Source organism: Pedobacter sp. UYP1, from assembly GCF_040547305.1.
GTDB lineage: Bacteria > Bacteroidota > Bacteroidia > Sphingobacteriales > Sphingobacteriaceae > Pedobacter.
In genome coordinates this window covers 26,693-50,522 of record NZ_JBEPPL010000023.1, presented here as the reverse complement: position 1 = coordinate 50,522, position 23,830 = coordinate 26,693, and the positions used below count along the sequence as shown (strand labels likewise).

Annotated in this window: 19 protein-coding genes and 1 tRNA gene; 10 read left to right on the top strand and 10 right to left on the bottom strand. The window is 39.7% G+C overall.

The features are described 5' to 3' along the window. Positions 1 to 155: transposase (locus tag ABIB30_RS26295; RefSeq protein ID WP_354305997.1), on the top strand; the 155-nt coding region annotated here is incomplete at its 5' end. A 176-nt stretch (positions 156 to 331) separates the two neighbouring features. Here ABIB30_RS26295 and ABIB30_RS26290 read toward each other — a convergent pair. The 3 genes from ABIB30_RS26290 to ABIB30_RS26280 all read right to left on the bottom strand — a co-directional run bounded on the left by ABIB30_RS26290 (position 332) and on the right by ABIB30_RS26280 (position 2,549). Continuing rightward, positions 332 to 405 (bottom strand) — tRNA-Asp (locus tag ABIB30_RS26290). Positions 406 to 494: 89 nt separating this feature from the next. Then, on the bottom strand, positions 495 to 1,568 hold the full coding sequence (prfA, locus tag ABIB30_RS26285; RefSeq protein WP_068405058.1) for a peptide chain release factor 1: 1,074 nt from the start codon (positions 1,566 to 1,568) through the stop codon (positions 495 to 497). A gap of 225 nt (positions 1,569 to 1,793) precedes the next feature. Beyond that, positions 1,794 to 2,549: a UDP-2,3-diacylglucosamine diphosphatase gene (locus tag ABIB30_RS26280; protein WP_354305996.1), complete on the bottom strand. Its 756-nt coding sequence runs from the start codon at positions 2,547 to 2,549 to the stop codon at positions 1,794 to 1,796. Between the two features lie 203 nt (positions 2,550 to 2,752). Between ABIB30_RS26280 and ABIB30_RS26275 the strand changes: the two genes are divergently transcribed. Further along, on the top strand, positions 2,753 to 3,763 hold the full coding sequence (locus ABIB30_RS26275; RefSeq protein ID WP_068405053.1) for an NAD(P)/FAD-dependent oxidoreductase: 1,011 nt from the start codon (positions 2,753 to 2,755) through the stop codon (positions 3,761 to 3,763). A 3-nt stretch (positions 3,764 to 3,766) separates the two neighbouring features. Next, positions 3,767 to 4,096 carry a 2Fe-2S iron-sulfur cluster-binding protein gene (locus ABIB30_RS26270; RefSeq protein WP_068405051.1) on the top strand — a complete coding sequence of 110 codons (330 nt, stop codon included), beginning with the start codon at positions 3,767 to 3,769 and terminating at the stop codon, positions 4,094 to 4,096. Here ABIB30_RS26270 and ABIB30_RS26265 read toward each other — a convergent pair. Together ABIB30_RS26265 and ABIB30_RS26260 are read right to left on the bottom strand one after the other, a co-directional pair. Beyond that, a complete protein-coding gene (locus ABIB30_RS26265) occupies positions 4,093 to 5,790 on the bottom strand; it encodes a S41 family peptidase (protein ID WP_354305995.1) in 1,698 nt (565 codons plus the stop codon). The two genes, ABIB30_RS26270 and ABIB30_RS26265, sit on opposite strands and share 4 nt — an antisense overlap. 41 nt (positions 5,791 to 5,831) lie before the next feature. Then, complete coding sequence (locus ABIB30_RS26260; protein WP_111636124.1) at positions 5,832 to 6,047, bottom strand: hypothetical protein; 216 nt, start codon at positions 6,045 to 6,047, stop codon at positions 5,832 to 5,834. A gap of 143 nt (positions 6,048 to 6,190) precedes the next feature. Here ABIB30_RS26260 and ABIB30_RS26255 point away from each other — a divergent pair, with 143 nt between their 5' ends. The 4 genes from ABIB30_RS26255 to ABIB30_RS26240 all read left to right on the top strand — a co-directional run bounded on the left by ABIB30_RS26255 (position 6,191) and on the right by ABIB30_RS26240 (position 13,653). Further along, a complete protein-coding gene (locus ABIB30_RS26255; RefSeq protein WP_354305994.1) occupies positions 6,191 to 7,666 on the top strand; it encodes a DUF5687 family protein in 1,476 nt (491 codons plus the stop codon). A gap of 1 nt (position 7,667) precedes the next feature. Beyond that, positions 7,668 to 8,369 (top strand): ABC transporter ATP-binding protein, encoded by a 702-nt coding sequence (locus ABIB30_RS26250; protein WP_354305993.1) that lies wholly within the window; start codon positions 7,668 to 7,670, stop codon positions 8,367 to 8,369. A gap of 402 nt (positions 8,370 to 8,771) precedes the next feature. After that, a complete protein-coding gene (nagB, locus tag ABIB30_RS26245; RefSeq protein ID WP_354305992.1) occupies positions 8,772 to 10,691 on the top strand; it encodes a glucosamine-6-phosphate deaminase in 1,920 nt (639 codons plus the stop codon). A 106-nt stretch (positions 10,692 to 10,797) separates the two neighbouring features. Further along, complete coding sequence (locus ABIB30_RS26240; protein ID WP_354305991.1) at positions 10,798 to 13,653, top strand: M16 family metallopeptidase; 2,856 nt, start codon at positions 10,798 to 10,800, stop codon at positions 13,651 to 13,653. Between the two features lie 91 nt (positions 13,654 to 13,744). Here ABIB30_RS26240 and ABIB30_RS26235 read toward each other — a convergent pair whose 3' ends face one another. Further along, entirely contained in the window at positions 13,745 to 15,277 is a 1,533-nt protein-coding gene (locus ABIB30_RS26235) for a glycoside hydrolase family 10-like protein (RefSeq protein ID WP_354305990.1), read from the bottom strand. 216 nt (positions 15,278 to 15,493) lie between these two features. Here ABIB30_RS26235 and ABIB30_RS26230 point away from each other — a divergent pair, with 216 nt between their 5' ends. After that, on the top strand, positions 15,494 to 16,402 hold the full coding sequence (locus ABIB30_RS26230; RefSeq protein ID WP_354305989.1) for a DUF8428 domain-containing protein: 909 nt from the start codon (positions 15,494 to 15,496) through the stop codon (positions 16,400 to 16,402). Positions 16,403 to 16,423: 21 nt separating this feature from the next. Here ABIB30_RS26230 and ABIB30_RS26225 read toward each other — a convergent pair whose 3' ends face one another. From ABIB30_RS26225 to ABIB30_RS26210, 4 genes are read right to left on the bottom strand one after another with little or no spacing between them, the layout of a single operon-like run. After that, positions 16,424 to 20,152: a sensor histidine kinase gene (locus ABIB30_RS26225; protein ID WP_354305988.1), complete on the bottom strand. Its 3,729-nt coding sequence runs from the start codon at positions 20,150 to 20,152 to the stop codon at positions 16,424 to 16,426. A 28-nt stretch (positions 20,153 to 20,180) separates the two neighbouring features. Then, entirely contained in the window at positions 20,181 to 21,065 is an 885-nt protein-coding gene (gene fabD, locus ABIB30_RS26220) for an ACP S-malonyltransferase (protein ID WP_354305987.1), read from the bottom strand. Positions 21,066 to 21,083: 18 nt separating this feature from the next. After that, positions 21,084 to 21,719, bottom strand: a complete 636-nt coding sequence (gene folE / locus ABIB30_RS26215) for a GTP cyclohydrolase I FolE (protein ID WP_354305986.1) — start codon at positions 21,717 to 21,719, stop codon at positions 21,084 to 21,086. A 13-nt stretch (positions 21,720 to 21,732) separates the two neighbouring features. Next, positions 21,733 to 22,143, bottom strand: a complete 411-nt coding sequence (locus tag ABIB30_RS26210) for a 6-carboxytetrahydropterin synthase (protein ID WP_068405027.1) — start codon at positions 22,141 to 22,143, stop codon at positions 21,733 to 21,735. Between the two features lie 139 nt (positions 22,144 to 22,282). Between ABIB30_RS26210 and mqnB the strand changes: the two genes are divergently transcribed. Both mqnB and ABIB30_RS26200 read left to right on the top strand, forming a co-directional pair. Beyond that, positions 22,283 to 22,933 (top strand): futalosine hydrolase, encoded by a 651-nt coding sequence (gene mqnB / locus ABIB30_RS26205; protein WP_354305985.1) that lies wholly within the window; start codon positions 22,283 to 22,285, stop codon positions 22,931 to 22,933. Positions 22,934 to 22,967: 34 nt separating this feature from the next. Further along, positions 22,968 to 23,819, top strand: coding sequence for a menaquinone biosynthesis family protein (locus ABIB30_RS26200; protein WP_354305984.1), 852 nt, complete (start codon positions 22,968 to 22,970; stop codon positions 23,817 to 23,819). Positions 23,820 to 23,830: the final 11 nt, after the last annotated feature.

The window sequence follows — 23,830 nt, the reverse complement described above, 5'->3', positions numbered from 1 at the left end:
TATGGTACAATGACGTAGAAGATGCTGAGATAGAGGCATTCAAAACAGTATCAAGGTCTATTCAGTCACATTATTTATCTATTCTGAACTTCTTCGCCAACAGGGCTACTAATGCTTCCGCAGAATCTTTTAATGCAAAGGTTAAGGCTTTCTGAGCAACTTCCAGAGGCGTAAGAGATATCAAATTCTTCTTATTCAGACTTTCTAAAATATATGCCTAAAATCATTCCTCCCAACTTTTCCGCTTGATCCCAAAGGAGCCAAACCATTTAAAACAAAAAACCCTGTCATCAAATGATAACAGGGTTTTTTAATGTTTTGTCTAATCTTGCGGACCGGACGGGACTCGAACCCGCGACCTCCGCCGTGACAGGGCGGCATTCTAACCAGCTGAACTACCGGTCCGTCTTTCCCTTTCGGGATTGCAAATATAGGAACTATAATTACAATTCAAAATTAATATTTCAATTATTTTTGAATAAAAACCTAACTCATTAAGCTACAGAGCCCTCTTTCATCTTTTCTGCATTCTCAGCAAACTGTAATGCATCAATAAGTTCTTGAACACCACCATCCATCACACCATTCAGGTTATATAACGTTAAACCAATGCGGTGATCCGTTACTCTACCCTGTGGATAATTGTAGGTTCTGATCTTAGCTGAACGGTCACCAGTAGATACCATCGTTTTACGTCTTGAAGCAATGTCTCCATTACGTTTCTGCAATTCGATATCATATAACTTACTACGTAACATCTCCATCGCAATTTCTCTGTTCCCTAACTGTGAACGTTCCTGCTGACAAACAACAACCATACCTGATGGTCTGTGTGTCAACTGTACCTTAGTCTCTACCTTATTTACGTTCTGTCCACCTGCACCACCTGAGCGTGAAGTTTGCAGATCAATATCAGCAGGGTTCAAATAGAAATCAATTTCCTCTGCTTCTGGTAATACGGCTACCGAAGCAGCTGACGTATGTACTCTCCCTTGTGTTTCTGTGTCAGGCACACGCTGCACACGGTGTACACCAGACTCATATTTCAATTGTCCGTATACATCTTCCCCGCTAACTTTCATGATCACCTCTTTGTATCCGCCGGCTGTACCTTCAGTAACATCCACAACTTCAACTTTCCAGCGCTTCTGCTCAAAGAAACGGGTATACATCCGGAATAAATCACCAGCAAATAAAGCTGCTTCATCACCACCTGTACCACCTCTGATCTCGAACACTGCATTTTTAGAATCTTCAGGATCTACAGGGATCAGCATCAGGCGAACCTTTTCCTCAATCTCTTCCTGTTGTTTCAACAGTAAATCCAATTCTTCTTTAGCCATTTCACGCATTTCCGCATCCTTCTCAGTCAGCAGAATTTCTTTGTTTGCGTCAATGTTGCTCATTACATTTTTGTAAATCAAATATTCATTTACAATCTTGCTTAAATCTTTATATTCTTTATTTAACTGGGCAAAACGTTTCATATCCTGCATAGTATCAGGATTAGTCAATTGCTCTTCTACATCTTCCCAGCGAATTTTTATAGCTTCTAATTTCTCTAACATAATCTTTTTATTCAGCAAATAAATAGCTGCTCAGCCCCTTTCAACAATGTTTATACCGTTAATATCTACCTTAATTGGCGAGAAATTACCGGATCAGAAAGGTTCACTGAAGCATTTGGTATTTATAGGACTACAAAAATAAGGAATTTCGGTGAAATATAGGATTGTTTTTCAAGGACGACCGGGGCACTCAACTAATAATTGATCAGCGCATTAGTGTATATTTTACTCCCCTGCCTTCTCAAAATACTTTAAACTCAACTCTTCGCCGTCAAAAACAGCATAAGAATTAAATCCAAACCACTCTCCTATATTGTAATATTTACTCCCTTTACCCAAGTCAACGATCATTGGTAAATGGCGGTGTCCATAAATGAAATAATCATAGTGCTGTTTTTCCAGCACCTCTCTTGAGTACACAGCCAACCACTCTTTATCCTCGCCCAGAAAAACCTCTTCTGTAGCTGTATTCACAATCCGGCTATGGCCTGACCAGCCCGTAGCGATTCCCAGACCAATCCTTGGCGGAAGGACGGAAAATAACCACCTGCAAATGGGATTCCTGAAGAATTTCCGCAGCACCCGGTAACCTGCATCGCCAGGCCCCAGTCCATCACCATGATGCAGATAAAAACTCTTCCCTCCACGATGGATAACCAGCTCATCACTAACAATCTGTATCCCCATTTCTTTGGTAAAATAATCATCTACCCACATGTCGTGGTTTCCTTTAAAAAAATAGATTTTAACACCAGCATCAGACAGCGACGCCAGCTTTCCGAGCAAACGGATATATCCTTTAGGCACAACGGTTTTATATTCAAACCAAAAATCAAAAATATCTCCCATCAAAAATAACTCTGCACAAGTTGATTCAATGGAAGTTAGCCAGCGTACAATCCTGTCCTCGCGAAGACGGCTTTCAGCATGATTTGGTGACCCTAAATGAAAATCAGAGGCAAAATATATGTTCTTTTTCATCAATATTCAAAGATAGTCAACCATTTTATCAATCATGTTCAAAAATAATTTTTACAGACAAACGGCCCTAACTCTATGATAAAATGAATACTTAACCCATTAGATCAGTCAACTTTGTCAAATCTGCCTCAATTTTGAATCAAATGCAGACAATTGAGAATCATTACAAACAAATTTCGTAAATTCGCAACAAATTTAAATACATGATTTCTACAGATATAGCCATCATTGGCGCCGGACCCGTAGGTTTGTTTGCTATTTTCGAAGCAGGTTTGCTTAAAATGCGTTGTCATTTAATTGATTACTTACCTCAGGTTGGAGGTCAGCTTTCCGAAATTTATCCTAAAAAACCTATATATGATATCCCTGGTTATCCGAGCGTATTAGCTCAGGAACTAGTTGATAACCTGGTAGAACAAGCGAAACCTTTTCATCCTGGTTATACTTTGGGCGAACGTATTGAAGGTTTGGAGAAACGTGGTGAAGGTGATTTCGTCCTGACAACCAATATGGGTACTATCATAGAAGCCAAAGTCGTAGTAATTGCTGGTGGATTAGGTTGTTTTGAACCTCGTAAACCTGTGGTATCCGGACTGGAGCAGTTTGAAAACGGACGTGGTGTAAATTACATGATCCTTGATCCTGAGCAGTACCGCGGACAGAAAATGGTCATTGCAGGTGGTGGTGACTCTGCATTAGACTGGACTATATTCCTGGCTGATATTGTAGAAGAATTAACACTTGTGCACCGCAGCGAAAGCTTCCGTGGAGCACCAGACTCTGTCGCTAAAGTAATGCAACTGGCAGAAAGTGGAAAGATCAATCTTGTATTGAACAGTAATCTGGGAGCTGTAACAGGAACAGGCAAACTGGAAAATGTAGAAATTGTACATAACAAAACACTTGAAAAAACTATCGTTAATGCTGACCATTTGATTCCTCTTTTCGGATTAAGCCCTAAATTAGGCCCGATTGAGCAATGGAACCTGAATATTAATAAAAGTGCGATCGAAGTTAACACTGATGATTACTCTACTAATATCCCGGGTATTTACGCAATTGGCGATATCAATACTTATACAAATAAATTGAAACTAATCCTTTGCGGATTCCACGAGGCTGCATTAATGAGTCACAGTGCTTACCAGTACATGAACCCTGGTATTAAATACACTATGAAATATACGACAGTTAACGGAGTAGCAGAATTTTAAATAATGGAAGAAAATAATATTACCGTACACGTTCAGAACCCTGATGGCACTTTAACTTCACTGGAAGCTCCTGTAGATATGGGATTAAGCTTGATGGAGTATCTTAAAGCGTGTGAATATGATATTTTAGCAACTTGCGGTGGCATGGCTTTATGTGCAACCTGCTGTGTGGATGTTCTGGAAGGCGAAGACAAGTTAAAGGAAATGACAGATGACGAATATGCCATGCTGGACACTTTACCTGATCTTTTACCGAATTCAAGATTAGCCTGCCAGTTGCAATTAAGCCATGAAATGGATGGTTTAGTTGTGAAATTACACGGAACTGATTAATTGCTATCTGCAGGGGCAGCAATTGCTTTTGCCGGGTCACCTATAGTTTTATAAGTACCCTCACCTTTTAATATTGCAAGCATTTTAGTGGAATTGCCAAGCACTGATTTAGCGGCTTCCAGTTCTTTATCATACTGGAATGCTTGCACTATTTTACCCTTCTCAAAATAATACCTGCTTACAATCTGTGTTTCAAGCATTCTTTTGATCTCTGCTTTGTGCGTAAATATCTCTGTTTTTTTAGCAACCAGCATCTTAGCCTTCAGGTCTTCCAGATCTGTCTTTACCAAGCCTAGCTTTTGTTCTTTTTCTGCTTCAGCTCTCAACTCTGACAACAATCTTTCTGCGGTAGAAGTGTAAGCATAATCTTTACCATCCAGCGAATTGGCAAAAGCAGTATAATCCTCATCCGACACCTGAAAATCAGTAGCCGGGGTAATTGTTGCATGGCTCTTTTTATAAGCATTGGCAAAGTCAAAAAACATGCTCTTGCTAATTAATGAGATGGTTATAGGGCTTAACTTAATAGTCCCGACTTCTACATCCGGATAAACACCGCTTCCGTTATAGACGCTTCTGCCAGTTTTGGTTTTATATTTTGCAATCAGGGAGTCGGCAATCTTTACATTTTTCCCCTCTTTATTTTTATGCGCATAATCTACCGCCTGAATACATCTTCCAGAAGGTGTAAAATACTTGGCTACCGTAACTTTAACCAGACTATTATAAGGCAGGTTAAAAGTTTGCTGAACGAGACCCTTGCCATAACTCCTTTGCCCGATGATCACAGCCCTGTCCAGATCCTGCAAAGCACCTGCAACTATTTCTGAAGCTGATGCAGAAGAACCATTGATCAATACCACTAACGGAAGATCCGGCAGCAGTGGCAGATTGCTTGTTTTATAATTAATTGTTTTTTCAGGATTACGACCTTTTTGAGTTACTACAACCAGGTCTTTGTTGACAAACAGATTGACAATTTTCACCGCTTCCTGCAAAATCCCTCCCCCATTATACCTCAGGTCAAGGATCATCCCTTTTGGATGCAGTTTATTCAATTCAACCGCTGCGTCCTGTACTTCTTGTGCAGAATTCTCCAGAAACTTATCGAGCCTGATATAAGCCAGATCACCGATCATCCCTGAATAAGAAACATTGAGTTGTTTGATTTCGTCTCTGACCAACTGTTTTTGAATGACAGTTCCCGCTCTCACCAGCAGCAAATCTACAGCAGAACCACGTGGGCCACGCAGTAAACGGCTTACCTCAGCACGTTCTTTTCCTTTCACTTCAATCCCGTTGATCTTTACAATCTGATCACCTGGCTGAATGCCAAGCTTGAAGGCAGGATAATCCGCACTCACTTCATTTACAAAAAGTTTCCCTTCGATAAAAACAGTACTCGCACCGATTCCGCCAAATTGTGTGCTCACATATTTTAGCTTATAATCCTCTACTTCAGATTCAGGAATATAAGTAGTATAAGGGTCCAATGTGTCCAGCATTGCATCGATACCGCTCTTCATTAAATCTCCGGCATTAGTTTCATCAACATAATTGATGTTAATCTCCCTATATAAAGACGCGAAAATGTCCAGATTTTTAGAGACCAGGAATAGATCCTCCTTAAAAGACCAGGTGAAGGTCGCTAATGCAATAAGAGCAAATAAAAGTGCAAACTTATTTCGTTTCATGAGCATGCGGATGAGTTAAAGAGGATGAGCGTACCTATTGCTTACAACCTGTTCCCGTTAGGATCGGCCAGTGCTTTATTGATGGTAAATTCAACATACCTGACATCTCTTTTTAGTAAAGCAGTCAATTGATTAACCAGCTGATCTTCCTGACCAGGTGCAAATATTAAATTCTCTTTAGCTAAATCTCTATACTTTCTAAGGACTTTGATTTTAACTCTTTCTGCTGATTCAGGAGTGAACGTAAAGCTTGCCATAATATATTCTTTCCCGCAAAAATATGAAAAAAAAACAGCAATAACTCAACAAAGCACCTTCTATATAGCAGATCTGCCGGCCGCTTGCTCCACAGCGAAATTCAGGTGCAGCACGGAGTTAATTTTTATATATATTTACGATTATGTACGCAACATTTTTAGCACATCAGTGGATGAGTTTTTGGAGATCCAAAGGCAAGGGTGGTACAATTGCGACCCAGCTGATTATGGGTTTCATTATTCTTTATCTGGCCCTTGTTTCCATTTTTATTGGGTATAATATGGAGCATATCATTGAGGAAATGCTTCCCGGCAAAGACGTTATGCTGGTTTTCAACGGCATGATCCTGTATTATTTCACACTGGAATTCCTGATGCGTTTACAATTACAAGAGCTGCCTACCCTTGCCGTACAGCCCTACCTGCACCTGAATATCCCTAAAAAGAAACTCATCTCTTTCTTAAATATCACAGCACTTTTCTCAGTTTTCAACCTGCTGCCACTCCTTTTGTTTTTTCCTTTTTCCATTTTAAAGATCAGCAATGATTTTGGTTCGTTTACCTGTATCATGTATCTACTGGCTATTACCTCTCTGGTCGTTTTCAATAATTATGCAGCGCTTTATTTCAAAAGACTGACTATTGGAAATCTTAAAGCAGGAATACTCGGCTCAGTCTTTTTAGTTGCCGTAGGTCTGTTTGAATATTTCAAAGTCTTCTCTATCGCATCAGCATCAAACCTGGCATTTCATGCAATAACCACAACCCCAATAATCGCATTAATCTTTCCCGTTGCAGCTATAGTGATGCTGGCAATTAATACCAGCTTTTTAAAAGGGAACCTTTATCTCGAAGAATTACAATCAGCAAAACAGAAAAAATCAAGTACAGATTATCCATTTCTGGACCGGTTTGGAGAAACAGGCATTTACCTTGCCCTGGAGATTAAATTAATATTACGAAACAAAAGATCCCGTTCCACCCTGACTAAAGGGCTGCTTTTCATCTTCTATGGCCTTCTTTTCTACAAACAAGACAAACTAACTGCCGATAAATTCTGGACGCTGCTATTCCCCGCGGCTTTTATGACCGGGAACATGATTATGCTCTACGGACAATTTATGTTTGGCTGGCAAAGTGCCGAATTTGACGGACTTTTAACCAGTAGGCTTAATATAAAGACCTTTTTCAGGGCAAAGTTCCTCCTGTTTACTATCGGATCAACAGTGCTGACAGCCTTAGTAAGCCTTTACGGATTAATCAGCTGGAAAATCCTGATCCTGCAGTTTGCTGTCTATTTTTATAATATCGGCGTCACCTCAGTGATCACTTTATACTTTGCCACCAGAAACTACAAAGCCCTCGACTTAAGCAAAGGATCTTCAATGAACTGGCAGGGCATTACCGCTTCTACAATGCTGCAGACTATTCCCCTCATGCTAAGCACATATCTAATTTATTTACCGGTATCCCTGGTTTCAAACCCTTATTGGGGAATTGCGGCAGTAGCTATGGTTGGCCTTGCAGGTTTAGCTACCAGAAGTTTCTGGATAAACTTCCTGACCAAAGAATTCCAAAAAAGAAAATACCTAATCGCAGAAGGCTTTAGACAAAAATAAGATGCTGGAAATTAAAGAATTAAAAAAAGAATACGCTGGTACTACCGTAGTAGATATTGATCATTTAATCATTAACGCAGGAGAGACTGTTGGCATTGTAGGCAACAATGGCGCCGGTAAAACAACCCTGTTCAGAATGCTGCTGGATCTGATCCGTCCATTTTCAGGAGAGATACTTTCCAAAGGTAAAAATGTAGCCCACGACGAACAGTGGAAAAACTATACAGCATCTTTTCTTGACGAAGGATTTCTGATCAATTACCTTACTCCAGAAGAATATTTTCTTTTTATCGGTTCCCTGCAACAGTACAGCCCTTCGGAGGTCATGAATTATTTAATCCCCTATACAGAACTCTTTAACGGAGAGATTATGAACAGTGGTAAATACATCCGCGATTTTTCAATGGGAAATCAAAACAAAATAGGCATCGTGGCAGCACTGCTCCAAAACCCCGAACTGCTGATCCTGGACGAACCCTTTGCAAACCTTGATCCAACCACACAAATCAGACTTAAAGACCATTTAAAAACTTTAAAAGCAAGACAACTCACTACCCTGATTTCCAGCCATGACCTTAACCATGTTACAGATGTATGCGAACGCATCATTTTATTCGAAAAAGGAAAAATCATCAAAGACATGTACACCAACGAAAACACCCTGAAAGAACTCGAAGCCTATTTTTCTTTAAAAACTTTCTAATAAAGTCCATTTTATTAAGTTTTTTAGCTATCAAGATCTTTCTAATCGAATTCTTTTTATTGGGTTATTTTTATTGAACTATTTTATTGAGTTATTTTATTGAGTTATTTTATTGAGTTATTCGCAGGCTTCCTAATTATCCTCCTGTAAATTATCCCCTTTCAAACTACCCTCCTCTCCAACAGGTACCCATCAATTGCTATTCTTAAATAAACCCCTTTCAAACTACCCTCCCTCCAGCCTCCCCATAAGCTGAGATAAAAAAGGGATGTAGTGTTTTTTTGACGTGCATTTATTCTTCATGAATGCGTCAAAAAAACACTACATCCCTTTTTTATCGAAGACCCAAAAACTTTTTTATATTTACGTCTTCCTTAAATCCTCAAAAACACCATAATTACAATGGCTAGATTAAATCTTTTGGAAGAAACACGTTTCGAAAAACTCCCTGTTTCAGTATTTGATAACCCAGCAGTAGCATCCATTAACGTTGCACAACGTATCGCTAATCTCATCAGAGACAAACAAGAAAAGAAGCAAAAGGCAGTTCTAGGCCTTGCAACCGGAGTTACCCCCGTTGCAGTATACGCAGAGCTTGTACGTTTACACAAAGAGGAAAATCTTAGCTTCAGCAATGTCATCACCTTCAACCTGGACGAATATTACCCGATGCAGCCTAACGCTGCCCAGAGTTATGTGACCTTTATGAACGAGAATTTATTCGATCACATTGATATCCCTAAAGAGCATATCAATATTCCCGATGGAACACTCGAACTGGAAGCTATTCCCGCATTCTGCCTTGATTACGAACGCAAAATCGGAGAACTAGGTGGTCTGGACATTCAAATCCTCGGAATTGGACGTACAGGGCACATTGGATTTAACGAACCAGGTTCGGCTCCCAATTCAGGAACCCGTCTGGTTACCCTTGATGACCTGACCAGAAGAGATGCAGCAAGAGACTTCGGAGGAAAATCCTTCGTGCCTTCCAAAGCAATCACGATGGGAATCGGAACTATTTTCAAAGCCCGTGAAATCATCCTGATGGCATGGAACCAGAAAAAAGCTTCTATTATCAAAAAAGCAGTAGAAGGAGAAATTTCAAGTGAAGTACCCGCTACCTACCTGCAACTATCTGATCATGTAGAATTTATCCTGGATAAAGATGCAGCATCGTTATTAACCCGTTTTGATACCCCATGGCTTGTTAAAGACTGTGTATGGGAAGATAAATTAATAAGAAAAGCAGTAATCTGGTTAGCAAATACCTTAAAGAAACCAATTTTGAAACTTACCGAAGATGATTTCAACAATCACGGTATGGCACAATTAGCCATTGAAAGAGGCCCGGTTTACAACATCAATATTCATATTTTCAACAAATTACAACATACTATTACCGGATGGCCGGGAGGTAAACCAAACGCAGATGATTCTCAGCGTCCGGAAAGAGCAGCCCCAGCTAAAAAACGAGTGGTGATTTTCTCCCCGCACCCAGACGATGATGTCATTTCTATGGGCGGTACTTTTATCCGCCTGGTCGATCAGCAACACGACGTACATGTGGCCTACCAGACTTCAGGAAATACTGCAGTATGGGATGACGACGCCTTAAGATTTGTAGAATTCAGCATTGACTTCGCAGAGAAAATGGGACTGGATCAAAAAGAACTGAAAGGTATTTATGATCACATGCGCACATTTATTGCGGATAAAAAACCTAATCAGGTAGATACACCAGAAATTCAATCCGTAAAAGGGCTGATCAGAAAAGGTGAAGCGATAGCAGGAGCACGTTACTGCGGGCTGGAAGATGATCATATCCATTTTATGGCACTTCCTTTTTATGAAAGTGGGAAAAACAAGAAAAACCCGGTAACCAATCTGGATGTGGAACTGACGATGGAATTACTCCAAAAAGTTAAACCTGAGCAGATTTTTGCTGCCGGAGACTTCGAAGATCCACACGGAACACACCTGGTTTGCTTTAACATCATTATTGAGGCAATGAACCAGTTGCGCAAAACAGAAGCATGGGCAAAAGATTGCTGGTTATGGATGTACCGTGGTGCATGGCAGGAATTTGATACCCATGAAATTGAAATGGCAGTTCCATTGAGTCCTCAGGAACTATTGAAAAAGAAATATGCAATTTTCAAACACCAGTCACAAAAAGACAGAGCAGTATTTCCGGGTGATGATTCCAGAGAATTCTGGGAGCGCGCTGAAGATAGAAACAGAGACACAGCGAGAGCTTACGATGACTTAGGCTTGGCGGAATACGAAGCGATGGAAGCTTTCGTCCGCTGGAAATTCTAAGCATTATTTTTAATAAAATCTTAGCGCCTGTTTAAGAAATCGTTCAAAACTATATCAAAATAGAGTTTTAGACCGTTTCTTAAACAGGCGCTTAAATTAAACCCATATGTATAAAAATATCATCCCGATCATCGGATTAGCTGTGCTTGCCGCAATTAACAACCCTGTATCAGGACAACAAAAGACTACAAAACACCAACCAGCTGCTCAGCAGAAAGCCCGCACTGGAAAGCTAATCCCTAATGACCCAGCCGTTAAAATCGGCAGATTACCCAATGGCCTTACTTATTATATCCGGAAAAATGCGGAGCCTAAAAACAGAGCTGAGCTCTACCTGGCTAACCGAATCGGTTCTTTAATGGAAAATGACGATCAGTTAGGACTGGCTCACTTTACCGAACACATGGCTTTTAACGGGACAAAAGATTTTCCCAAAAATGAAATCATCAATTATCTGCAAAAAGCAGGTGTACGTTTTGGTGCTGATTTAAATGCTTATACTTCATTTGATCAGACCGTATATCAATTGCCTATTCCAACTGACAGTACTGAACTTTTCCATACTGGCTTTAAAATTCTGGCCAACTGGGCAGGAAAAATCTCTATGAATGGAGACGAGATAGATCGAGAAAGAGGCGTAATCATTGAAGAAGATCGCCAGAGCGGTAAAAATTCAGGAGAGCGGATCAGAAAGCAATTGCTTCCAATCATGCTGAAAGATTCCCGTTATGAAAACAGGCTTCCTATCGGAAAAATTGAGCTGCTAAAAAATTTCACACACGATAAAATCAGAAACTTTTATGCAGACTGGTACAGACCAGATTTGCAAGCAGTGATTGCTGTTGGGGATTTTGATGTGAATGAAGTAGAAAAATTAATTATTGCCAACTTCTCCGGTTTAAAAAATCCGGTCAAAGAAAAGGAAAGATTAAATTATGATCTTCCGGATAACAAAGCACCATTAGTTAAGATTATTACTGATGCAGAACAACAGTACAATGTAGCTTCGGTGACCTGGAAACAACGCGGAAACATCTTAAAAACGACAGCAGATCAAAGAAAAAATGTTATTTACAGTATGGTCAACTCTATGTTGTCTGCTCGTTATCAGGAAATTCTGGAAAAAGACAACGCCCCATTCTTATTTGCACAAGGCTCCTTTGGAGGTTATCAGGGAGGTTTAGTTCCTAAAATCAATGCTTTTCAAACGAGTGCCGGTGCAAAATCAGGAAAAGACCTCTTGCACGCATTTACCGCAGCAATTGGCGAAAGTGAACGTGCTGTTAAATTTGGTTTTCTGCAATCAGAACTTGATGTAGTTAAAAAGAATATTGAAGCCGGGAATGAAATCTTATTGAAAGAGAAAGACAAAACTTCGTCTGCTGCTTTTGTAGGAGAATACCTGAGTAATTTTTTAACCGGATCGGCGATTGGCTCCATTGAGTTCAACTATGCAGACACGAAAGAAAACCTTAAGACAATCACCCTTGCTGAAGTCAATGCACTGGCAAAAACGCTGATTACCAAGGAAAACCAAATCGTTATTGTCACGGCCCCTGAAAAGGAAAAAGCAAATCTTCCAACCACAGCTCAATTGCTTGCTGCTTTGGACAATGCCTCAAAAAACTTAAAGCCTTATGTGGATAACGCTGTTAACAAACCGCTTCTCGCACAAAAACCAATAGCTGGGAAAGTGATTGCAGAAAAGAAATTTGAGGATATCGGGGTTACACAATGGACACTGAGCAATGGTATAAAAGTTTTGCTGAAGCCAACAGACTTCAAAAACGATCAGATCCTGTTCAGCTCCTTTTCTAAAGGCGGGACTTCATTAGCAGATCCGAATGATTATCAATCTGCTGATAATGTGGGCATCATTACACAAAGTGGTTTAGGTGACTTTAATCCTTCACAACTCAACAGGCTTTTAGCGGGAAATACAGGCAGTGCTGGTGCTTATGTAGGCGAATTGTACCAGGGTTTTAGTGGAAGTGCTGCACCTAAAGACCTGGAAAATGCACTACAGATGGTTACTGCTTCGGCCTTGAACCCGCGTAAAGACACAGAGATTTTTAACAAGGCGATCAGCGATGCTAAAGTAAGTCTGGAAAATAAAGATGCAGAGCCTGAAAGCGTTTTTGCAGACACAGTACAAGCGGTACTTTCTTCTTACAACAAAAGAAGTATGCCTTATACCTTAGCAGATATTGATAAGATCTCTCTGGACAAAGCCCTCTCTTTCTATAAAGCACGTTTTGCGGGCCTTGGAGAACAGAGCTTTGTGTTTGTTGGCAACTTTGACCTGAATACTATTAAGCCGCTTATAGAGACTTATATTGCCAGTTTACCTACCTTGAATAAAAAGACCGATTATATAGACCTCGGCTCCCGTACGCCAAATGGCCTGGTGAGCAAAACAGTTTACAAAGGTTTAGAAGAAAAAGCGAGTGTTCAGCTCTACATTCACGGTGACTATGACTATACCACTTCAAACAATGTACAGCTTGATGCTTTAAGCAGCGCTTTGGAAATTAAAATCCTGGAGAGGTTGCGCGAAAAAGAAAGCGGGGTTTATTCTCCGGGCGTTTCATTGAGTGTGAATAAATATCCAAGAGCACATTATTATTTCACGATTTCTTTTAGTTGTGCACCAGCGAACGTAGAAAAGCTGATTGCCGCAGCATTGGACGAAGTAAAAACAATAAGAACCAATGGCGTCACTGCACAGGACCTGGCGAAATTCAAGTCTGAGGTACAGCGTCAGCAGGAACTGAATCTGCGTAACAATGGATACTGGCTTGGTTATCTGACTACCAGACTTAAATATGAAGATGAGCTGAATCAGTTATTGACTGCAAAAGAAAGACTCAACGAAGTGACCACTGAATCTTCTAAAACGAATGCGCAAAAGTATTTAAAACAGGATAACTATATCCGGATGGTCTTAATGCCGCAGAAATAACAAATCTACAGATTAAGCAAAAAGCGGCCACTATGCAATGCCTCCAAAAAGTTAGATACTTTCTGTGGGCATTGCATAGTGGCCGCTTTTCTTATTTAGTCTCGACCCCTACCGGGCCACTTGCATCGCTCTCATTTTTCAACCTGTCGAGCGCTGTAACGAGGTAAGTATATCTTCTTCCTTTAATGGTATTGGTATCCAGAAAGGATGGGGTATCATTGAAACTGATTTTAACAATATTCTTAGGATTAACTACGCTGATTTTTTCTCCTTCATCAAAGCGGTAAATTACATATCCCGAAGCCGTTTCTCCATCTTCAGCTTTTAATGGGGCTGACCACTTAAGCTGAACACCCACACCAACCGCCTCAGCAGTTAAACCTTGTGGTATGTTTGGTACAATCTCGTCCAACCATGGCATTTGTGGAGGAAGTGCCGGATATTTGTATAAATCATTCCTCAGGGAGTCTGCAGTTGCCCTTGCTACTGTAGAAAATGATTTGGAACTAAAGAACACACTTCCCTGCACCCGGTTATTCGCCCGCATATATCTGATCTGGTCCGGGATCTGACTTGGATCCCTCCATGCTGCTTCCATGCGTTGGTTCATCAGGTAAGCAGCCTGTCCGATATAAAGGTGTCTGCCGTAAGTATTGTTACTCCACCAGTCTACTAAAGTATCAAACGGTGCAGCTTTCCTGGTAAAACTGAAATAGACCTGTGGATTAATATAATCTACCCAACCTTCTTTAATCCATTTTCTGGAATCAGCATAGAGTTCTGTAAAGTTAGAAAGACCGTGCGTCTCAGATCCTTCCGGATCTTCTTTTCTGTTTTTCCAGATTCCAAATGGACTGATCCCAAATTTCACATACTTTTTATAATGGTGAATACTATCATCCAGCTGTTTGATCAGCAGGTCAACATTGTTTCTTCTCCAATCATTCAGATTGGTAAATCCATTGGAGTATTTGCTAAAGGTAGCTCCGTCATTGATACGTTGTCCGGCAATAGGGTAAGGATAAAAGTAATCATCAAAGTGAATTCCATCTACATCGTAACCCTTAACCACATCCAGAATTACCTGCACAATATATTCTCTGACCTCAGGTAATCCCGGATCGAATTGTTTCTTTCCGCCATAAGTGAAAAACATATCCGGCCTTTTTTTGGTCATATGATCTTCACTGAAGACTGTATTTGCACTCATACTTGCCCGATATGGGTTAAACCATGCATGCAACTCCATGCCACGGGAGTGCGCTTCTGCAATTGCAAACTCCAGAGGATCATATCCCGGACTTGGCGCAATACCTTGTTTCCCCATCAGCCATTGACTCCAGGGTTCTCTTGATTTACGGTAAAATGCATCAGCTGCCGGCCTTACCTGCAGCATAATAGCGTTCATTCCGTTTCTTTTATGCTGATCAAGCAGTGCAATCAGCTCCTGCTTTTGTTCATCCACACTCAGGCCTGGTCTTGAAGGCCAGTCAATATTCGTAACAGTTGCAACCCAAACCCCTCTGAACTCCCTTTTTGGAGCAATTTTTGCTGCTGTTTGTGCATAGATAAAAATTGGGGTAATTAAAGTTGTTAGAATTGCAAAAACAATCTTTTTCAGCATTATTGGTTCTTTTGGTAGTTTAAATTTAAAATAAATGTGGGGACGTAATACTCAATTTTGCCCTCCAACGTTAGCAATTAAACGATTTTTTTTTAGCTCTCATACAATTTGAGTCATTTTTTTTACCACAAATTATATTATTTATCCTATGTTCGTTTTTTTTATCAATAAGTATCATAAACAATTCGACAAAGAAACCTCAATTTTTGATTTCAAATGTTAGACCGTAAAGATCCCGTAAATAAAGGAGACCGTAATAAAATATATTTTCTAATTGTAGTAATAGTGGCCTTATTGGGCACAAACGCCTTTTTATATTTTAAGGACAAATATGAAAAGGAACGTTTCGTCACAACCAATACAGAGAAAGAAAGACTAAAACTGGAAGTAGAAAAGATAGAGGTCGAATTTGACAAGGTCAACACGATGAATGTTGCCCTGACTGAAAAACTTCAGAATGAGCAAAAACTGGCCAGAATAAAAATTTCAGCACTCAAACAATCTTTACAAAAAGGACAAGTTACTCAGGCAGAACTCATAGCCGCCCAGGCAGAGCTTAAAAAATTACGCGCATTTTTAACAGACTATAAAGATGATTTCTCCCGCCTGGAAAAAGAGAACTCTTTTCTTAAAGCTGAAAGAGACAGCCTGGTCAGGTCAGTAACTACGGTATCTGCCAAAGCGAATGCGTTGGAAAAGAAAAATTCAGAATTAAATGCCAAGGTAAAAAGTGGGGCCGCTTTAAAGGCTTTCAATGTAGCTCTTGCCGCCTTTAAAGTTAAAAACAGTGGTAAAAATGTAGAAGTCACCAAAGCTTCCACTGCTAAAAAACTGGTCACTTATTTTAATATCATTCCTAATGAATTGGCAACAAAAGACTATCACAAGATATACATCCGTGTTTTTGATCCTTCAGGAAATCTGATTGCTGATGAACAGAATATGTTTGAAGCAGAAGGCCAGGAAATGCAGTATAGTGACATGATTACTATTTCTTATAACAATGATGCAACGGCTTACACTATTGAATGGGTAAATCCGAGACCTTTTGTGAAAGGTACTTATGCGATTCTGCTTTATGCAAATGGCTTTACAATGGGGAAAGCAGCGATTACCTTAAAATAATTTAAACCTGCCTTCCTATACTCAGGCCTGTCCCTGAACAAGCGGGAAACTCAGGTAAAAGGTAGTTCCGGTATCGGCTACTGATTTGAAGTCGACTGTTCCGCCTGCATTCTCTACAGCCTGTTTCACAAAGGCTAAACCTAAACCTGTCCCAGAAGATTTAGTAGTAAAATTAGGAACAAATATTTTCGGCTGCAGGTCCAGGTCGATTCCTTTTCCGTTATCTTCGACCTCCACCCAAACATAGTTCTGGTCGTTGGTAATTTTAATAAAGATCATACACTTCTCTTTCATGTTTGCAGCCTCTATTGCATTCTTCATCAGGTTATTGAACGACCGCAGCATCTGATCTTTATCGCCTTGTATCAGTACCTCTTTATTGGTCAGGTTAGAAATATAGATTTCTACATTTTTAGTGTTGACAAAGACATCTCTTGTTTGTTCAATAATTGGGATCAACTTCAATTTCTCCAGCTTGGTGTCTGGCATTTTAGCAAAATTAGAGAACTCTGAGGCAATGGTCGCCAGGCTATCAATCTGCTCTACAAAAGACCTGTAGAAACGCTCAAATTTCTGCTCAAAATTAGGATCTTTCTCTTTCCATGATTTCTCCAGCAATTGTACACCCAATTTTAATGGAGTAAGTGGATTTTTGATTTCATGCGCAACCTGCTTGGCCATTTCACGCCATGCACTCTCCCTTTCTGACTTAGCCAGCTTCACCGCACTCTCTTCCAGTGCAGCTATCATTTTATTATATTCTTTGATCAGTGAACCGATCTCATCATGACGTGACCAGATAATAGGTTGATTTTTCTGTCCAAGTTTAGTCTTTCTGATACTTTCCTGTATAAAAGTTAACGGACTTGTAATCTGGTTAGCCAGAAAAACTGCCAGGATACCAATAGCCACAAAAACAAGGGCATATATATTAATCAATGTATTGATAAACAACCCGATTTTTGACTGATAATCAGCTTCATTTCCATAATAAGGCAAACCTATATAAGCGACAGTCTGATTTTGTGCATTACGGATCGGCGCATAAGCAGAAGAATATTTGAATTCTCCAATGGTTTCCTGGGGATTGGAATATTCTGACCTTTGAACCTGCTTGAGATAGATATAGGCTTTAGGCTCCATTTTAGTCCCTATAATACCGTAATCATACATCTTAGGCAATGAAGTAAACAACAGGTTCCCATCCGTGTCAAACAAGTTTAAATAGGCCGAATTGATATCAGCAAACTGGTTGAAATTAATCACGGCCATATCAGTAGCTTCTGGTATACCAGTGCTGAAGATCTGCTTTTCATAAGAAAGCTGGACTTTCCGTATCTTTTCTCTGATAAAGTCTTCTTGTTGTTTCCTGTACTCGTCACGGATATAAAAGAAAGTAGACCAGCCAACAATCAGTAAGGTGGCTACAACCGAAAGTACGATAGACAATTGTATCCGCGTTTTATATAGAATTTTATTTGCATTGATCATTAAAGAGCGGTTGATATTAAACCACCCTCCCCAGCTCTTATCAATGTTCTTCAATAGCCAGATCAGCATGTATAAAGCCGCAGAAAAGATAATAAACATCAGGAAGAAGAAAGATAATGCAGCAAGCCTGACAATATAATTCACCTTTTCTTTACTGATCACAATGATTTTGGAGTTACTAGCAGAATAGATCAGGTGGCTATAACCCAATTTAGGTTCATTCACAATTACAGGCTCACCGTAAACGCCTTTAAACTCTGTGTTGGCTATTTTATAAGTGTACTTTCCAGCCTGCTTAATCAGCTTGTTATTGTTATAAAAGGCAAAAGAGTAATTACTATAATCTTCATCATTTTTTAATTTGCCATCAATCAGGATCTCAGGAAACTGGCTGTTATAATTGTATTGTTGTGACTTCAGCTCGATGACCAATGTGCCCAGAATATGGTTATCGTCAAAGATTGGAATGATCCCGAAGTAGTTCTGATAACCGAAGGTATCATTCAGGCGGTAAAAGAAGTTCGAAATCTTTACAGAACCCGATTTAACCAGGTTTTGATAGTGTTGCAACGACCGGTCTTCTCTTACAGCAAGCGTAGAATCGGTGGCATTAAATTCATAAAAATTATGTTCAAATGGGGATAAATACCCATCTAAAAAGGTCTTGATAATATAATTCTGCAGGGCAAGATGCCGGTTTGATCCCGGACTTTTAAAATAATCAGTAATGAATAAATCATTGGAGATTCCATTACCAAGGCTTTCAATAGAATTAATGACCTTAGGATCATCCGAAGATTGCAGTTTCTGCGCAATTACATACCGGTTGCTTCGCTCTTTAATATCATTAAATTTCAAATACTTAATAGAGGATACAAAGGCAAGACAGAAAAAAACAGCAGCAAAAACACCTATGGAAAACTTATTCTTCTGAATATAGCCATTGTAAGAAATGATAAACAGAAATAAAGCATAAGCGATGAAGAAAGCTGTAAAATCTATACATAACATATAGACGAAATACAGGGCAAACATTGTCAGGAATAGAATCAACCTCTCCTTATTGCTGACGTTTAACTGTCTGGTCAGTTCTATACAGATATTGGCTAACAAATAAACATTAAACCAAACCAGGCAAAGAATGATAATACACACCCAGCTTAACCAGCTCAGATTAATAATATTGGTAATGTCAAAGTTGATCTTGGAATTATAAATAAGACCAAAAAAGACATCATTCATCAAAAAGGCAATGCCAGAGAACAGCAGCAATAGCAACAGGTGAAAGAACAGACCTGCAACTTTACTCCTGACCATCCATTGTGGAAGCCGGTACTCATCTTTATAAGTAAACATAAAGAGTACAACCCAGGTAATGGATAATACATTGAGCAGAAAATCTCCAAGAGATGGTAAAAAGAAACTTTCTGCATAAATAGCAGGGCTGAAAATTTCGAGGCTGAACTGGTGGTTATACCATCCGTATTCCAGATCTGTAACCCTTACACCTAAAAAAAAGGCAATAAGCAACAGGGTTGCCGGAATCAAATAGCCTCTTTTGGCCAGCCGCGCACAAAATGAGTTCACAAAAAGGGCAAAACTGAATAGACCAACTATCCAGAGCCAGATTTGTATCGTAGAGTAAACGCTCTCTGTGTAATTGGGTTTGAGTTTAACCTCAAACAGCAATTTGCCATCGAGGTTCATAATGCCGTTCACCTGTTCATCCATAAAAGAGGCCAGGGCAAGGGAATTAGAGGAAGATAAATCTTTTACAATACCGTTTTTAAGATACCGGTTCTGAATGCTGAACTGATCTTTGACATCAATCAGAAAGATCAAAGTATAACTTCCTTCTGTTTTTTTTATCGCTTCATACCATCCATTAGCTAGTTGCAGGAAGGAAGACCCTTCTTTTACCTTATCCAGGTTTGGTGGTATCGCTTTATAAGAACTCCAGAATTTAAGGACGGAATGGTCGTAGGTCAGAATATTAATTCCTTTGGCGCCAAAGGAATTAATATAATTCAAAGCAAATGTTTCATTCAGGTGAAATTGCTTGGCTCTTTCAAGCTGCTGCGCATCTGCTAAGAAATCATATACTGTCTGTTCGTTTAAGGCAAGGTTTTCCTGAAGTTTACTTGCCTCATGTTGCAGGAGGTCTTTTTCTGTTATAGAGTGTTTTAACGATAATGCAGTAACTATACAGCATATCCCCAGAATCAATAAAAGAAATCTAATTTTACCCCCTATATTCACGCCGGATGTTTTAGTTAATAATTACCGATTAAACAGGGACTGCAGCCGAACTGGTCTGCGCTTCTCTGCTTACTTTTTTAACCAGGCCTTGTAATACTTTACCAGGTCCTACTTCTATAAACTCATCGGCTCCGTCTGCCAGCATACGTTCTACTGTTTGTGTCCATCTCACTGCACCTGTCAATTGTGTGATCAAATTAAATTTAATCTTTTCAGGATCTGTTTGTGGTCTTGGATCAACATTCTGGTAAATCGGACATACCGGAGGCAGAATTGTAGTATTTTCTATGGCTTCTTTCAGTTCAATTCTTGCTGGTTCCATCAGCGGAGAGTGAAATGCACCACCTACATTTAATTTTAAGGCTCTCTTTGCTCCTGCTTCTGTTAGTTTTGCACAGGCAATATCGATACCTTCTATACTGCCGGAAATAACTAACTGGCCCGGGCAGTTGTAATTTGCAGCCACGACTACTTCGTCAATTTCTGCACAGATTTTCTCTACTACATCGTCTGCTAATCCTAAGATTGCAGCCATAGTTGAAGGCTGTAATTCACAGGCTTTCTGCATCGCATTTGCACGTGCAATCACGAGCTTCAATCCATCTTCAAAGGAGATTGCTGAAGCAGCAACCAATGCTGAAAACTCACCTAATGAGTGTCCTGCAACCATATCTGGTTTAAAATCATCTCCTAAAGATTTGGCAAGGATCACCGAGTGCAGGAATATGGCAGGTTGAGTAACGCTGGTTTGTTTCAACTCTTCTTCAGTACCCGAGAACATGATGTCGCTGATGCGGAAGCCAATAATATTATTTGCTTTTTCAAATAATTCTCTGGCCATTTCAGTTTCGTACAGTTCTTTACCCATACCTGAAAATTGCGCGCCTTGCCCTGGAAATAAATATGCTTTCATTTATATTATTATTGTTTTCTAATGTAACCGTGCTGTTATTAACCTCAAAAACTCTGCCCTCGTTTTATCTTTGGCAAATTCTCCTGTAAAAGCTGAGGTAGTTGTCACTGAATTTTGTTTTTGTATCCCTCTCATTGCCATACACAAATGCTGACATTCGATCACTACAGCTACTCCTGCAGGGTTCAAAGTTTCCTGGATACAATCTCTGATTTCATTCGTCAGTCTTTCCTGTACCTGTAATCTTCTTGCAAAAGCATCTACTACACGTGGGATCTTGCTTAAACCAACAATATGGCCATTTGGAATATAAGCTACATGCGCTTTCCCGAAGAAAGGCAGCATATGGTGTTCACACATAGAATAAACTTCTATGTCTTTGACCACAACCATCTGGCTGTAATCTTCTTTAAACATGGCTGAACGTAAGATCTCAGCTGGCTTAATATCATAACCATGGGTCAGATATTGCAGAGATTTAGCCACACGTTCAGGTGTTTTTAGTAGGCCCTCCCGCTGAGGATCTTCTCCCAGCTGAGTCAATATATCCGTATAATGACTGGAAATAGAAGCTGTTTTTGCTGTATTGTAACGATCTATTTTAACATACCCTTCGTTTTCTTCATCGAAGGCATCTAGTGTATTATTTTCCATGTATATCGTGTGATTAACCGAAGTACTCTACAAAGTTGTTTTCAGTTTCGTAAATTTTAACGCAATGCAGTATTGCACCACCTTGTTGAATATGGGGCAGTAATTGATCCCAAACTGCAATCACCAGGTTTTCTGTTGAAGCCAGTTTGTCTTTCATGAAATCTACATCCAGATTGAGATTTCTATGGTCAAGTTTGTCAATGATATGCTCATTGATAATTTCTTTCATCCATTTAAGGTCAACCAAAAAACCTGTTTCAGGGTTTATTTCTCCCTTTACAGTAACAAATAGCTGATAATTATGACCATGCCAGTTTGGATTGGCACATTTGCCAAAAACTTCCAGGTTATGATCATCAGACCAGTCTGGTCTTGCTAATTTATGTGCGGCGTTGAAAGATTCTTTGCGGGTTATATAAATCATATTTCAGTAATTGACCGCAAATATACGAAGACTATCTAAAAACAAGCAAGGTATGTTCTGGCTCAGCTGTTTTACAGCAGCAAACTCGTTTATAGCGGGTTTACAATCAGGTAAATTCATTATTTTGTAACTTCGTTAAATGAAGATACTGGTAGTTGCAGCAACAAGAGCCGAATTAGCCGGATGTTGTACGGCTTTTGAACTGGCCGAAGGAAGTTTTATAGAAACCCCGCATTTTGATCTTTTAATTACTGGCGTAGGAATGACAGCTACTGCATTTGCAATGGGTCAGCATTTATCCGCAGCTACGCATTATAAATTAGTTGTTAATTTAGGAATTGCGGGCTGTTTTGATCGCGAAATCCCTTTAGGCAGCCTGGTTAATATTGTGAATGACGAGTTTTCAGAATTAGGTGCAGAGAATAAAGATGAATTTCTGACCATTGATGAGCTGGGTTTTGGAAAAGGCAAGTACACTGGGAAAGCAATACCTTCATCTGCCAATTTACAAGCGGTGCTATCCGGTTTACCAGAAGTGAACGGGATTACGGTGAACAAAGTACATGGTAATAAGGAAAGTATCCAGGCCATTACCAGCCGCCTTAATCCGGTTACCGAAAGTATGGAAGGTGCTGCTGTATTTTATTGCTGTACACGGCTGGGTATACCTTGCATTCAAGTTCGCAGTATTTCCAATTATGTGGAAGAAAGAAACCGCGACAGCTGGAAAATAGGGTTAGCAATTAAAAATCTGAACGATTGGGCAATTGAATTTTTGACAAACAGTTAACCAAGCGGCTACTGGAACTCCTTACATTTACCACATGAAACTTTCACTCGGCTTTTCTCCTTGTCCAAACGATACTTTTATTTTTGACGCATTAATTCATCATAAAATTGATACAGAGGGCCTGGAGTTCGAAGTATTCTTTGATGATGTAGAAACCTTAAATCAAAAGGCGTTACGTTCAGAACTGGATATTACGAAGTTAAGTTTTCATGCTTTTGCACATGTAGTAGAAAAATATGCACTGCTGGATGCCGGAAGTGCATTAGGCTTTGGAGTCGGCCCGTTGTTAATTTGCAAAAATGAAGATTTAATTGGCAGTGAACGCTTAACACAAAAAGATTCTACTTTGAGTGTGGCTATTCCCGGAGAACTGACTACTGCAAATTTCCTGTTGGGTATTGCTTTTCCCAATTTGCTCAATAAACAGGTAATGGTTTTCTCAGAGATCCAGGATGCCCTGTTGAATCATCGCATTGATCTTGGTCTTATTATTCATGAGAACCGTTTTACTTATACAGAAAAAGGATTACATAAAATAGTTGATCTGGGTAGTTACTGGGAAGAACTGACAGGTTGCGCGATCCCGCTGGGAGGTATTGTAATTAATCGTAAGCTAGATCATGAAATACAGCTGAAAGTGAATCGCCTGATCCGCAAATCTGTAGAATTCGCTTTCCAAAACCCAAAATCAGGAATTGACTTTATTTCTGCCCATGCACAGGAAATGGAAGAAGCAGTCATGTATAAACACATCGATTTATATGTCAACAAATACTCCGTTGATTTGGGTACTGAAGGCAGAAAAGCGATAGATATCTTGTTCAAAATGGCTCAGGAAAAAGGAATTATCCCTGAAATTAAGCAAAATCTTTACGTGACCGATTAAGCATCGGCCTG